Raw genomic sequence first — 14,983 nt, forward strand, 5'->3', positions numbered from 1 at the left:
CGGTTTGAAGGACACGGATTCCTAAATTTCTTACTTTTCCAGTGATTTTACCGTTTCTTCAATGATTGCATATGCCTTGTCGCAGTCTTCTGCGGATACGATAAGTGGTGGCACCATACGAATGACATGTGCACCGATAGCTGTAATCAGAAGCTTTCTGTCTAAGCAGCCATGTTTTACATCTACACCGGAAATGGTATCATCAAATTCTACACCAACTAATAAGCCCTGATGTCTTACTTCTTTGACATGTGGTAATTTTTCTAATTTTGCTGAGAAATAATCTCCCATCTTCTTTGCATTTCCGGCTAAGTCATTGTCTAAGAGCTCTCCTACCTCAGCTAAAGCTGCTGCACAGCTGATTGGATGTCCACCAAAGGTTGTTCCATGGGAACCAGGTGTAAATGCTTTGGCGGCCTCTTCCGTTGCACAGATTGCACCGATTGGCATTCCGCCGCCAAGACCTTTTGCCATGGATACGATATCCGGTTTTACGCCATAATTCATATAGGACATTACCGCACCGGTTCTGCACCATCCGGTCTGTACCTCATCTAATAATAAGAGCATTCCTTTCTCATCACAAAACTCTCTTAAGCCTTTCATGAATTCCATGGTTGCCGGATGTACTCCGCCTTCACCCTGTACCGGTTCAATCATGATTGCGATTGTATTTTCGGTACATGCATTTTTAAATGCCTCCAGGTCATTGTATGGTGCATAGGAGAATCCGTAAGTCATTGGTCCGAATCCTACCTGGCAGCCATTTCCCGGCTGACCGGTTGCTGACATTGCTCCAAATGTTCTTCCGTGGAATCCCATTTTAGCAGTTACGATATGATATTTATTTGGACCGTATTTTTCAATTCCATATTTACGGGCCATTTTAATCATTGCTTCATTGGCTTCTGTTCCGGAGTTCTGATAGAAAATTTTATCCATGCCAATGGTCTTACAAACTTTTTCTGCTAACAGTGCCTGTGGAATGGTATATGGATAGTTGAAGGTATGCATGATATCATCTACCTGATCTTTTACTGCTGCTACTACCTTCGGGTTACGGTTTCCTGCATTGTTAACAGCGATTCCTGCATAGAAGTCAAGATATGGTGTTCCTTTCTCATCATAGAGGTACATGCCCTCTGCTGTCTCAGCCAGGAAATCGAAACGCTCATATGTTTCAATCATATATTTATTTACTTTATCTTTAATGTCCTGTACGCTTAATCCTGTGTCTTTTAATTTCATAATCGAATCCTCCTTGACATTTTCTTTACTCTTTTTTGTTTTCTCTTTAAACCGGTTTGTTTTGTTCAATCGACGGAACAATGAATGTGCCTCGGCACATTCTCGCGCCTGCGTCGGTCGCTTGCGACATCTACCTTATACGCCGCAGTGCGCATCCTCGCGGAGCGTTTTTTACTTTACAGGAAAGCAATTTCCTGTAAAGTAAAAAAGGCACTTACCGATTGGTAAGCGCCTTCGCTTTTGTTTGTCTATTATTTTGAACAGTTATACAATATCACGTCTTTTTTGCTCTGTCAATATTTTTTTACAAAAAGTTGCATTTTCCTGTTTTTTCTGCTTTTTTCAGTCTGTTCGTTAGAATTAATAGAATATATTGTGTTACTTTGTGTATTATATTGTACATTTGTATTATTCATTCGTACACTATAGTATCGTTTTGTCTTTATACACTCTCTACTCCGATATATGCATCAATTCTTTCCCGACGCAAATGCTCTCCGATTACAATAATGACTTCCTGACCTTCCTGAATCGGTTCCATCCGCACTCCGTTGTGGGTAGCATTGAGTTGTATCCAGGAATTATCTTCTGCTTTTATAAATCCCTTAATCCGAAATACTGCTCCGCAGGAGCTGTCTTCTAAGATTTCTTTTGCGACCTTCTGCAATTTTTCTGCCGTCATAGGTACATTCATAAAATACTGGGACTCGAAACCGGAGTGTTCCTCCAGGTCCATTTTCTCATAATTTTCCATCACATAGCCGCTGCTCATAATCCAGTGTAAATCTTCCGAAGTAAGCTGCGGTGTACTCTTACGCAGAATCTCTTTTTCCAGTCTTCTCTTACAGTGAATCTTCTCCAAGGCTTCGTTGATGTGTGCAACCGTTGCATCCATTTCTTCTGCTGTAGCTTCATCGGCATGGCTTAATAGAATGCAGCCTGCATCTGCCACCTCTGATGCCAGAATGAAATCTGCCTCATCAGACAACTCTTTTTCCAGCTTGGCATCTACAATTGTAATTACATTTCCAATCTCATACCATTGATCCAGTGGTTCTTCCCGCAGTGCATCAAAGAATTCATCCACATCAAAAATTCCGGATGGCTCCACCAGCACCCTGTCATATCCGCACATGCCCATGGCGATTAGCTTTGTCTTAAAACGTCTTCTGTGGCAGTCCTTATCACAGCCTCCGGCTACCATTTCCAGCTCACAGCTATCTCCCATCAAATCCTGCAGCAGCATCATGTCCACATTTACTGCGCCATAGTCATTCTCCAAGATTCCAATATTCATGCCCTGTTTCATCAGATACTGGGCGTATTTTCTTATAAATGTTGTTTTACCGGAACCTAAAAAGCCGGTAATTAAGTCGATTTTTACCATGTTTGTCTTCCTCCTTCTCAGACATCCCGCTCCAGCCGCCGCAAGAGCTCCTGGTATGCCTCCATTACTTTATCATGATGACTTCGGATATAATCCGTATCCGGAATGTCATGATTCTTGATGGCATACTCTAATCCCTTAAACTGCTCGGACAGCTCCATGGCTCCGATATTCGCAGACACATTTTTCAGTCCATGCACATGAATCTGATACTGTGCCCAGGCCCCTGCCTCATAATCCTGCTGCAGAGTATCCACCATCTCATCTTTCAGATAATCTTTTAATATCTTAAGATAAAAATCTTCGTCTTCCATGCATACGGACATTCCCTGCTCGGTGTCAAGGTATGGAAAACGCTCCTGTAATAATTTCTTATTTTCTTCTGCTCCACCGTCAGAATTTTGCTTTTCCACTGTATCTGTCTGCTTATCCGCCAGAAAACGTTCCAGTATCTTCCACATCTTCTCTTCAAAAATTGGCTTCGAAATATAATCTGCAAATCCCTGCTGCAGATACATTTCCTTTGCTCCTTTTACCGCATTGGCTGTCATGGCAATTACCGGTGTAGTTTTATTCTGATGATTCATTCGCTTCATTTCCTCAAAGGTGGCAATGCCATCCATATCCGGCATCATCTGATCCATGAAAATAAGATCATAGTGCTGCTCTTTCATCAGAGTCAGCCCTTCTTCTCCACTGCCTGCCACATCCACGATTGCACCAGTCTGCAGCAGCATCTCCCTTGCTACGATACGGTTCATTTCCATATCATCAACCACCAGAATATGTGCGCCCTTAAACTGCGGAACCTCTTTCTGCAATGCCGCAGATAATTCGTAGTTTTCAAATATCTGCTTCATATCTCCTACTCCATCCAGACAGATGACCTTCTGCGGTATGATTGCCGTAAATGTTGAGCCTTCACCATACTGGCTTTCTACCTGTACTTCTCCGTGCATCATATCTACCAGACGTTTCGTCAGGCTCAATCCCAGTCCGGTTCCCTGAATATTCCGGTTCTTATGTTCCTCCAGCCTGGTAAAATTCTGAAAAAGATTCTCCATATCCTTCTTCCGGATTCCAATTCCACTGTCCTTTACATCGATACGCAGATTAATATTTTCCTCATCTATCCTGCTATAAGAAATTTTTAAAATTACATGACCACGCTTCGTATATTTTACCGCATTGGACAGGAAATTATTTACAATCTGGCGGATACGGACATCATCTCCATATAAAATGGATGGAAGATTCTCATCAATTTCCATATACAGATCCAGATTCTTTTTCTTGCAGTTAGAGGCAACTATCGTATAGCAGTCATTGATGAGGGATGCCAGCTCATAACCCTCGCAAAGCAGCTCCATCTTTCCGGATTCAATTCTGGAAATGTCCAAAATGTCATTTACAATAGCAAGCAAGGTTCTGCTGGCCCGCTGCATATTTCCTGCATACTCTGCAATCTTCTCCCTTGGCAGCGTATCAATCTGCCGGAGCAGGAGACTGTTCATTCCCATAATACCGTTGATTGGCGTACGGATTTCATGGGACATATTCGTAAGGAAATCGGTCTTCGCCCGGTCTGACACCCGGAGCCGCTCTAAAAGTTCTTCTTCGTAAGTAATATCCACCAGTGTTACGATAGTGTTCTGCATCTCGCCATATTCATCGCAGACCATCGAAGACGTTACCGATAAAATCTGATTGCCCTGCAGGCATTTCACCTTGCAGTGCTCTAATTTTCCCTGATAAAGCTGTTCTGCAAATTCTTCCTTATTGCACTCGCAGGTTACCAGTTCTTCAAAAGGCTGTTCCACATCTGCACCAAACAACACTTCTGCATTTGTATTATGTAAAATATGTGTTCTCTGATAATCATATACCATCACACCATAGTCAATCTGATTAAACAGATAATCTGAAACTGTTAATTTTGATATTCCAAAAGTATCATACCGGATACTAAAAAATACAGTCATTAAAAACGAAACTGTTACGCCATAAACCGAACTGGGATAAGATTTAATTCCATAAAATGGTAACACCGTATCCGGAATTGCCGAAAGAAGCATAATTGTATTTCCCAGAATGATATATGCCACATATTTTCTCTGACTTTTACGCATAATTTTCTTCGACCAATATAGTACAATATAGATGCAGCACAAAAAGCAAAGCATAATATACAGCCAGTGGTAAAACACGCTGCCATGAAATTCTGTGGTAAAGCAGGTTCTTCCATTGACCCTGTAAAAATGGCGGATCCGCATACTTCCAAAAGAAACACCATCCACCAGAGATGTCAGTATTCCTAATCCAACCATCAGACCATATCCATTTATTTTTACACCAGTCAGACACGCCACATAAATTACAATCGCAATGACATATAAATTAAAGCCCACAATTGTCATGCAAAAGAAATTCTGTGCCAATCTGTCATCTGTACAATTTCCATACAATGCTGAACCCAGTGCCCAGATTCCTCCTCCTATTCCCAGAAGCAGGATACAAATCCGCCCCTTGTTTTTCGTATTATTAATAAAAAAGTAAAAGATGCCAACGCCAATACATATAGTTGCACATGCCACCAAAAGCACTGTTGTAATCATTCCTGCTTCCATCAATTTTTCTCCCGAGTTGTTTTACTTCATTATATATAAAATCCAGTTTGTTCGCAATAAAACAATCCCTGCAGAAGCTGCCACCAGCATTTTCTTATTGCCGCAAAAAAGCAGGAGCTCCGTTCCAGTTTCGGTGTTCCTGCTTTTTTCTGTCTTTTTCTAATTTTCCAACTCTGTTCCTACTTTGAACTTTTATTTTGAACTTTTATTTCAAACTTTTCACTTCAAACTCTTATCCCAAACTCTTATTTTAATTCTCCTGCCGGATGTATCATATCCGGTGTAATCAGCCCTTTGATAATCAGGTACTGCTCAATCGTTTTTACACAATTCTGCACGCCGACCCGCTCACTGTTTAATGTCATGTCATAATTGACCGGGTTTGTCCAGTAATTTCCATGGGTGTAATATTCATAATAATCTGCCCGGAATTTATCCGTCCGCTCTATGGTTGCATTAGCAACCTCTTCGGTCACGCCCATATTTTCCATGGTACGGTTCACGCAGAATGCTCTCGGTGCCTCAATATAGATGCTCACCACATTTGGCTTGCCCTTCAGTACATAGTCGGCACATTTTCCGACAATAACGCAGGACTCTTTTTCTGCCAGATCTTTGATAATTTCACTCTGATATTCAAACAGCTTGTCATCCGATACGAATTTTTCATTTCTGGAAATGTAACGTCTTGATCGTGGCAGCCCTCTTAAAAAGCTGGAAAATCCACTGGTCTCCCTCATTTTTTCATTTACTTCCTGAAAAATATTCTCATCCAGTCCACTGAGCTGGCTTGCCAGCGTTAAGATTCGGTTTTCATAACAGTGAATACCTAACTCCTTTGCCAGCTGGGAAGCAATCGCCTTTCCGCCTGTTCCGAATCCTCTTGCAAAGGTTATTACAAAATTCTCCATATTTTCTGTCCTCCTTTAACCTGCTAAATAACGACTTAAGAATTCCCGTGTTCTCGGATTTTTCGGATTGGTAAACAGTTCGGATGGAGCTGCATCCTCTGCCACATAGCCGGAATCCATGAAAATGGTTCTGGTGGACACATCCCTTGCAAATGCCATCTCATGAGTAACAATAATCATTGTAAGTCCCGTCTTGGCAAGCTCTTTCATAACATTTAATACTTCTCCTACCATTTCCGGGTCCAGTGCAGAAGTCGGCTCATCGAAAAGAAGTACTTCCGGATTCATGCAAAGAGACCTTGCAATGGCAACCCTCTGTTTCTGTCCTCCGGAAAGCTGTGATGGTTTTGCATTGATATAAGGAGCCATTCCTACATCCTTTAAATGTGTGATTGCCCGGTTAAATGCCTCTTCTTTGGAAATATGAAGCACCTTTCTGGTGCAGAGCATGCAGTTCTGCAATACAGTCATATTGTTAAATAGGTTAAAGGACTGAAATACCATTCCCACCCTGGAGCGGTATTCATTGATGTCCTTCTGTACATTCCGGACTTCCTTATCATGGTAAAGAATTTTGCCGGAGGTCTGCCGCTCCAGTTTATTGATACACCGCAGCAGCGTTGACTTTCCGGAACCGGAAGAACCAACTATACAGATAATTTCCCCTGCTTCTATATCAATATCTATTTTTCTTAAAACCTCATGGTCCCCAAATGATTTGCTCAAATCCTTGATTGAAATTACTGTCTCTCCCATATCCGTTCCTCCTACTGATTATCCATATACTCAATTGCCAGTGCGTAATCTGTCTTGCCCTGCATTTTCTTTTCAATAAATTTGAAAATCTTATCAAAGACAAAGCACAATACAAAGTAAATCACTGCAATTACCAGGTATGACTCGAAGTATTTGTAATAATTTCCTCCGACTGTTTTTGCAGCCATGAAAAGTTCCTGTACTGCAATTACATTTAATACGGATGTCATCTTCAGGTTTGTCAGGAAAGTATTTGCCATCTCCGGGATAATATTTTTAAATGCCTGTGGCAGTACCACATACAACATTGTCTTAAATGGCGACATTCCCATTGCCCATGCGCCTTCACGCTGGCCCATATCAATGGAGCCGATTCCGGCACGTACTGTCTCACCCATGTAAGCTCCGGTATTTAATACCGTTACCACAATACCTGCAAATACCGGTGTCATTTCTACTCCCAGCATTTTTATTCCATAGTATACAATCATTGCCTGAACAATCATTGGAGTGTCACGGAAGATTTCTACATATACAGTAAAGATGATTTTCAAAAGCCGCATCAGAAGCTTCTTGAAAACATTATCGCCCTCGCTGATTTTTGCATCATTTACAAGTCCGACAATATAGCCTAACACAAAACCAACCAGCGTTCCGATTACAGCAATTTCCAGTGTAAGCCAGGTTCCTTTGATAAACATACTTGCATATTTCTGGGCTAAAAATATCATCCACTCTAACGAATTACTCGGATTTTCTATTAACATATTTCTCTACCTCACTTTATCTATTTACTCAGCTTACGCTGGAAATATTTCTAGTTTGCTGCCGGCTGCTGTGTCAGAACAGTATCCATCAGCTCATCCATTTTGGCTTTATCATTCCAGCCAATGGCATCCATCGCATCCTGGATTTTATCTCTTAATGCGGTATCATTTTTTCTGGTAGCGATACATACATTTACCATTTCATCATCACCGGTGAAAGAATCATCTGCATCTAACTGAATAATCACAAGGTCATCATTGGTAAGTGCTGCTGACTGTGCGGTTGGCAAATCTACGACACATACATCTGCAACACCATTGGATATTGCCATGAAACACTCGGATGTTGTCTCATAATTTCCTGACTGCTCTGCACCTTCAATCTGGTCCAAAAGAGGTACCCAGCCGGTTCCTAACTGTGTTGTTACTTTACATCCGGTTCCTGCCAGATCAGAAAGTCCTTTTACATTTTCATAAGCACTTCCCTTTTTTACTACGATACAGTTATTTCTGTAATAATATGGTTCTGTAAATGAATAAGAAGCTTCTCTTTCTGCTGTTTTTCCCATTCCTGCAATGATTACATCATAATCTCCTGCATCTAATGAGATTCCAATGGAAGACCATTCTACTTTATGAACCTCTAAATCCATTCCCATCTCATCAGCAAGCTTCTGGGCTACTGCCACATCATATCCATATGCATAATAGTCAGATCCATAAATCGGAACCGCCTTGCTTCCATCCGGTGTTGTATCACTGTCCTGTGTCCAGTTAAATGGAGCATATGCACATTCCATTCCAACTCTTAATACATTCTTATCAGATGTCTCTGCTGTCTCTGAGGTTTTCACATCTGTATCGGATGTTTTTGTATCTGATGAACCACATCCTGCCAATGTAGATATTGCCATAACTCCTGTCAGTACCAATGCTAATAATTTTCTTTTATTCATAATATGTTCCTCCTTAAATGCAAATGTGAAGCCGACTTTTTGTTTCTCTAGAGTATCAAAAAAGACGCTTGAGATTTCTTTCTCTCAAAGCGTCTTTGCTGATAGACAGTATAGTATACTTTCTTTTTCTTCTTTTCAACTTTCAAAATACACAATTTGATTGTGCATTTTGCACAGCATTTTAATTAAACATCAGTCTTTTTACCAGAATACAGTTTACAATATCGAGATATTCCATGGAATCTTCCAGGTCAACCTCCAATATTTCTTCTATCTTCTTCAGGCGGTACTGCAGGGAATTTCGATGGATATACAAAGCCTCTGCTGTCTTTCCCACATTAAATCCACTCATATAATATGCCAGCAGCGTCTCCACCAGAAATGCCCCATTGGTCTGGTCATACATCTCAAGCTTCTTTAATTTGTCATTGCAGTAGTCCAGTATCTCCTGCTGATTTCCATTGTTAAACATATATTTATAAATGCCCATGGAACTGGCACTAAGCACTTTTTTATTAGTAGGATTCGGCAGATAATCTTTCTTTGGAATCAGATTTTTTGCTTCCTGATAGCTCTTGCCAAATTCAGACGGATCCGTATAGGCTGCGCCTAAAATACAGGTACTGTGTATCAGCCCGGCGAACTGCGGGCGGCTGTCCAGCTTCTTTAGCAATTGTTCAATCTGCCGTTCTGTCTCCTTATCCTCCGTTGCCTCAAACAGCAGCACAAATTTATTTAAGAAACGCATATACATCGGACGATTTTCCATATGCATTACTTCCCGGTTCAGACAGTCCGTATAATAAAGATAAGTATGCTCATCCTGCTCCAGGTTAATTCCATATTTCCGGTCAATTACAATGATTCCAACACGGTATGCCCGGTCAAAAGCCAGTCCAAACTGGCTGGATATTTTTTCAATATATTTATCATTTACTTCATATCCAAACAGTAGATTATATAAATAGTCCCCGGTACGCTTATTTGTAATATTGGTTTCCAGTATCAGCTGCCCGATACTCTGTGCAATATCCACGAAGGTTGCGCCTTCCCAGCGGACATAGAACAGTGGCAATTTCAATTCAACCGCCTTGTCTATCATTTTCTGTGGAATTTTCTCCCGGTCATCCACAATCGATATTGCAAGCCCGGAAATTCCCAGTGCATTCAGTTCTACCATTGTTTCAAAGGTCTTCTCGATGTCAAACCGCAGATAATCCACTACAATCAGTGCGAAGTTGCCAGGATTCATATGATCTTCATATGGCTTCGTCTGCACAAAATATGTCCAGGACACCACTCTGTCCAGTCCCACTTCCCCTGTCAGCAGTTCTACTCCATCCAGATCCAAATTATTGACGTCTCTACAAGTAACCATAATGTCTCCCTCTGTTGGTTGTGTGCAAGTTGCAAAAAACCCGGAGAAGTGCGAACACTCTCCGGGTTAATTTTACTTATTTTAGCAATTCATTGCAAGAGCAAAGATTACTCGATAACTGTAGCAACACGTCCTGAACCTACAGTACGTCCACCTTCACGGATAGCGAAAGTAAGACCCTGCTCCATAGCTACTGGATGAATCAGTTCGATAGTCATTTCTACGTTATCACCAGGCATACACATCTCTGTACCTGCTGGTAATTCACAAACACCAGTTACGTCAGTTGTTCTGAAGTAGAACTGTGGACGATAGTTGTTGAAGAATGGAGTATGACGTCCACCTTCATCTTTTGTTAAAACGTAAACCTGAGCTGTAAATTTTCTGTGGCAAGTAACAGTACCTGGTTTAGCAAGAACCTGTCCACGAACGATCTGGTCACGGTTAACACCACGAAGAAGTGCACCGATGTTATCACCAGCCTGAGCCTCGTCTAACTGTTTACGGAACATCTCGATACCAGTTACAACTGTCTTCTGAACATCTTCCTTAACACCAAGGATTTCAAGTTCGTCATTCAGATGTAATGTTCCTCTTTCTACTCTACCTGTTGCAACAGTACCACGACCTGTGATTGTGAATACGTCCTCAACTGGCATTAAGAAAGGTTTATCTGTATCACGCTGTGGATCTGGGATATAGCTATCTACAGTATCCATTAATTCCATGATCTTGTCGCCCCATGGTCCGTTAGGATCTTCAAGAGCTTTAAGAGCAGAACCCTGGATGATTGGGCAGCCTTCAAAACCATATTCCTCTAACTGCTCTGTAACTTCCATTTCTACTAACTCGATTAACTCTGGGTCGTCTACCATATCACATTTGTTTAAGAAAACAACGATGTAAGGTACACCTACCTGACGAGACAGAAGGATGTGCTCCTTTGTCTGAGCCATAACACCATCAGTTGCAGCAACAACAAGGATAGCGCCGTCCATCTGAGCTGCTCCGGTAATCATGTTCTTTACGTAGTCAGCATGTCCAGGACAGTCAACGTGTGCGTAATGTCTCTTCTCTGTTTCATACTCAACGTGAGCTGTAGAGATAGTGATACCTCTTTCTCTCTCTTCTGGAGCTTTATCGATGTTAGCGAAATCTGTAGCTGTATTACCTGCAACTCTTGCTGCTAAAACTGCTGTAATAGCTGCTGTTAAAGTTGTTTTACCATGGTCTACGTGACCAATGGTTCCGATATTACAATGTGGTTTGGTTCTTTCAAACTTAGCTTTTGCCATTTTAAAACGTCCTCCTTAATTTTATGCCCTTTCTGGGCGCTTATTTTTACATTTTAATAAGTCACTCGGCTATTTCTGATTATATAAAAAACTTGCGAGTTTTTCAAGCATTTTTATTATTTTGCTTTAGATGCAACAATCTTATCCTGTACAGACTTCGGAACCTGCTCATATTTCTCGAAGAACATTGAGTAGTTACCACGTCCCTGAGTTCTGGAACGTAAGTCTGTTGAGTATCCAAACATCTCAGCAAGTGGAACATATGCTTTAACCATTTTTCCACCACCGATGTCATCCATACCTTCGATACGTCCACGACGAGAGTTAATGTCACCAATAACATCTCCCATGTACTCTTCCGGCATAGTAACTTCAACTTTCATGATTGGCTCAAGAATTACAGGAGCTGCTTTTGCCATAGCCTCTTTGAAAGCCATGGATCCGGCAATGTGGAATGCCATCTCAGATGAATCGACCTCATGGTAAGATCCATCATATACGGTAGCATGAACACCTACTACTGGGAATCCTGCAAGGATACCAGCTTTGGTAGCTTCTTCGATACCTTCGCCTACTGCAGGGATGTATTCCTTAGGAATAGCACCACCAACAACTGCAGAATCAAACTTGAAGAGTTCATCTCCGTTGGCATCCATCGGCTCGAATTTAACTTTACAGTGTCCGTACTGTCCACGTCCACCAGACTGTTTTGCATATTTGTATTCCTGATCAACTGGCTTTGTAAATGTCTCTTTGTAAGCAACCTGTGGAGCACCTACGTTTGCTTCTACGTGGAATTCACGAAGCAGACGGTCAACAATGATTTCCAGATGGAGCTCACCCATACCAGCGATGATGGTCTGTCCTGTTTCTGTATTTGTATGAGCACGGAAAGTAGGATCTTCTTCTGCAAGTTTTGCAAGAGCTTCACCCATCTTACCCTGTCCAGCTTTTGTCTTAGGCTCGATAGCAAGCTCGATAACTGGCTCTGGGAATTCCATGGACTCTAAGATAACCGGATGCTGTTCATCACAGATGGTATCACCAGTAGTTGTAAACTTAAATCCAACGGCTGCTGCAATATCTCCAGAGTAAACTTTTTCAAGCTCTGCTCTCTTGTTTGCATGCATCTGAAGGATACGGCCTACACGTTCTTTTTTATCTTTTGTTGCATTCAGTACGTAAGATCCGGAGTTCATTACACCAGAGTAAACACGGAAGAATGCAAGTTTTCCTACGAATGGGTCAGTCATAATCTTGAATGCAAGAGCGGAGAATGGTTCATCATCAGATGAATGTCTCTCTACTTCATTTCCTTCAAGGTCAACACCCTTAATAGCTGGGATGTCTGTTGGAGCTGGCATATATTCTACGATAGCATCCAATAATTTCTGAACACCCTTGTTACGGTAAGCAGAACCACAACATACCGGAACTGCTGTACACTCGCAGGTACCTTTTCTGAGGGCAGCCTTCATATCTTCAACAGATGGCTCTTCTCCCTCTAAATACTGCATCATAAGGTCATCATCTAACTCGCAGATTTTTTCAACCAGTTCGGTATGATATAATTCTGCGTCATCTTTCATATCATCCGGGATGTCTGTTACAGAGATATCATCACCCTTATCATCATTGTAGATGTAAGCTTTCATCTCGAACAAATCGATAATTCCCTTGAAATCATCTTCTTTACCGATTGGTAACTGAAGAACGATTGCATTTTTACCTAATCTTGTACGAATCTGATCTACAGCTCCGTAGAAGTTTGCACCTAAGATATCCATTTTGTTAATGAATGCCATTCTAGGTACGTTGTATGTGTCAGCCTGACGCCATACATTTTCTGACTGAGGCTCTACTCCACCTTTTGCACAGAACACGCCGACAGCGCCGTCCAGTACACGAAGTGAACGCTCAACCTCAACCGTAAAGTCTACGTGTCCAGGAGTATCAATGATATTGATACGATGCTCTAAAGCACCTTTCTTTGGCTTTGTAAACTCTTCCAAAGTCCAGTGACATGTCGTAGCGGCTGAAGTAATGGTAATACCTCTTTCCTGCTCCTGCTCCATCCAGTCCATGGTAGCAGTACCTTCATGAGTATCACCAATCTTATAGTTAACACCGGTATAATAAAGGATACGCTCTGTCAACGTTGTTTTACCAGCATCGATGTGCGCCATAATACCAATGTTTCTGGTTCTCTCTAACGGATATTCTCTTCCAGCCAAGGTTTTTTCCTCCTAATTTTCTTAACCGAAAAAATATGCTCTCGTTCTGATTAGAAACGATAGTGTGCGAAAGCTTTGTTTGCTTCTGCCATCTTGTGCATATCTTCTTTTTTCTTTACAGATGCACCAGTATTGTTTGCTGCATCCATGATCTCATTTGCCAGTCTTTCTTCCATTGTCTTCTCGCCTCTCTTGCGTGAAAACAGTGTAAGCCAACGAAGAGCCAGCGCCTGACGACGGTCCGGTCTAACTTCGATAGGTACCTGGTAAGTTGCTCCACCGATACGTCTAGCCTTTACCTCAAGTACTGGCATAACGTTGTTCATAGCTTCCTCGAATACTTCAAGAGCTGGTCTCTCAGTCTTCTCTGCAACTCTGTCAAATGCACCGTATACAATCTTCTGTGCAATACCTTTCTTACCATCTAACATAATGTTGTTGATAAGCTTGGTAACCACTTTGTTATTGTACATCGGATCTGCTAATACGTCTCTTTTCTGAGTATGTCCTTTACGTGGCACGTTACTTCCCTCCTTAATCATGTTTTGCATCACAGGTCATTGTGCCTGTCATGTAGTATTTGTTTCGATTAATTCAACGGTACTCACATGTGTCTCTCTAAAATGTGTTCGTGCGGAAATATATCGTATGTGACAATAATTCCAACACTTACCTTTAGCTCTGTTTGTGATACTATTGGTGTGCGCTAAGCTTATTTAGCGTCTTTTGGTCTCTTAGCGCCGTATTTGGAACGAGCCTGTTTTCTGTTAGCGACTCCTGCTGTATCAAGAGTTCCACGGATAATATGGTATCTTGTACCTGGTAAGTCCTTAACACGACCACCACGGATAAGAACAACGCTATGTTCCTGTAAGTTGTGTCCCTCTCCTGGAATGTAGCTTGTTACTTCGATTCCGTTGGAAAGACGTACTCTGGCGATCTTTCTAAGAGCTGAGTTAGGTTTTTTAGGTGTAGCTGTCTTAACAGCGGTACAAACACCTCTCTTCTGAGGAGCAGAAGTATCAGTTGCTTTCTTCTTTAAAGAATTGTAGCCCTTCTGAAGTGCAGGTGCAGTAGACTTCTTAACAGATGTCTGACGTCCTTTTCTTACTAACTGGTTAAATGTTGGCATTATTTTCACCTCCTGTGCTATTATTTGATAAATGTGCATTTGTATGCACACTAATTCAGTATATAAGCCGATTCGCCACTTGTCAAGCAAATTTTTCGTGCAAGCTACGAGAAACGCAAAGAAAGTTTCAGCCAGCGACTGGATACTTGTATCCTAGTCGCTGGCTGGGGCTTTCTGATGATGTGGCGACAGCCACGACTGAGATGCAGCGTCAGCGGAATCGAAGTGGCGGTTCTCGTTCTTATGCCTGAATCTTTCCGTTCATGTGGCGACAGCCACGACTGAGATGGAG

General features: G+C 41.7%; 12 protein-coding genes. All 12 read right to left on the reverse strand.

The window, feature by feature from the left end; all coding sequences use genetic code 11:
* Window positions 1–30 precede the first annotated feature (30 nt).
* The gene (locus DWX65_RS06690; protein ID WP_118173106.1) at window positions 31–1,248 is read right to left on the reverse strand and encodes an aspartate aminotransferase family protein; all 1,218 of its coding nucleotides are present in this window, start codon (window positions 1,246–1,248) and stop codon (window positions 31–33) included.
* A 442-nt stretch (window positions 1,249–1,690) separates the two neighbouring features.
* Entirely contained in the window at window positions 1,691–2,635 is a 945-nt protein-coding gene (locus DWX65_RS06695; RefSeq protein ID WP_118173107.1) for a GTP-binding protein, read from the reverse strand.
* A gap of 17 nt (window positions 2,636–2,652) precedes the next feature.
* Window positions 2,653–5,262 carry an ATP-binding protein gene (locus DWX65_RS06700; RefSeq protein WP_118173108.1) on the reverse strand — a complete coding sequence of 870 codons (2,610 nt, stop codon included), beginning with the start codon at window positions 5,260–5,262 and terminating at the stop codon, window positions 2,653–2,655.
* Between the two features lie 245 nt (window positions 5,263–5,507).
* Window positions 5,508–6,173: a cytidylate kinase-like family protein gene (locus tag DWX65_RS06705; RefSeq protein ID WP_022243678.1), complete on the reverse strand. Its 666-nt coding sequence runs from the start codon at window positions 6,171–6,173 to the stop codon at window positions 5,508–5,510.
* A 15-nt stretch (window positions 6,174–6,188) separates the two neighbouring features.
* Window positions 6,189–6,929, reverse strand: a complete 741-nt coding sequence (locus tag DWX65_RS06710) for an amino acid ABC transporter ATP-binding protein (RefSeq protein ID WP_117841441.1) — start codon at window positions 6,927–6,929, stop codon at window positions 6,189–6,191.
* A gap of 11 nt (window positions 6,930–6,940) precedes the next feature.
* Window positions 6,941–7,696 carry an amino acid ABC transporter permease gene (locus tag DWX65_RS06715; RefSeq protein ID WP_117841442.1) on the reverse strand — a complete coding sequence of 252 codons (756 nt, stop codon included), beginning with the start codon at window positions 7,694–7,696 and terminating at the stop codon, window positions 6,941–6,943.
* Window positions 7,697–7,746: 50 nt separating this feature from the next.
* A complete protein-coding gene (locus tag DWX65_RS06720) occupies window positions 7,747–8,652 on the reverse strand; it encodes a transporter substrate-binding domain-containing protein (RefSeq protein ID WP_118173109.1) in 906 nt (301 codons plus the stop codon).
* Window positions 8,653–8,833: 181 nt separating this feature from the next.
* Window positions 8,834–10,030 carry a PucR family transcriptional regulator gene (locus tag DWX65_RS06725; RefSeq protein WP_242997829.1) on the reverse strand — a complete coding sequence of 399 codons (1,197 nt, stop codon included), beginning with the start codon at window positions 10,028–10,030 and terminating at the stop codon, window positions 8,834–8,836.
* Between the two features lie 107 nt (window positions 10,031–10,137).
* Window positions 10,138–11,325 (reverse strand): elongation factor Tu, encoded by a 1,188-nt coding sequence (gene tuf, locus DWX65_RS06730; RefSeq protein ID WP_117697235.1) that lies wholly within the window; start codon window positions 11,323–11,325, stop codon window positions 10,138–10,140.
* A gap of 116 nt (window positions 11,326–11,441) precedes the next feature.
* Window positions 11,442–13,559, reverse strand: coding sequence for an elongation factor G (gene fusA / locus DWX65_RS06735; protein WP_117697237.1), 2,118 nt, complete (start codon window positions 13,557–13,559; stop codon window positions 11,442–11,444).
* 50 nt (window positions 13,560–13,609) lie between these two features.
* A complete protein-coding gene (gene rpsG / locus DWX65_RS06740) occupies window positions 13,610–14,080 on the reverse strand; it encodes a 30S ribosomal protein S7 (protein ID WP_207659146.1) in 471 nt (156 codons plus the stop codon).
* A gap of 191 nt (window positions 14,081–14,271) precedes the next feature.
* Complete coding sequence (gene rpsL, locus DWX65_RS06745; protein WP_022242941.1) at window positions 14,272–14,691, reverse strand: 30S ribosomal protein S12; 420 nt, start codon at window positions 14,689–14,691, stop codon at window positions 14,272–14,274.
* Between the last annotated feature and the right edge of the window lie 292 nt (window positions 14,692–14,983).

Origin of the sequence: Roseburia sp. AF20-18LB, from assembly GCF_003461185.1 — a bacterium.
GTDB lineage: Bacteria > Bacillota > Clostridia > Lachnospirales > Lachnospiraceae > Roseburia_C > Roseburia_C amylophila.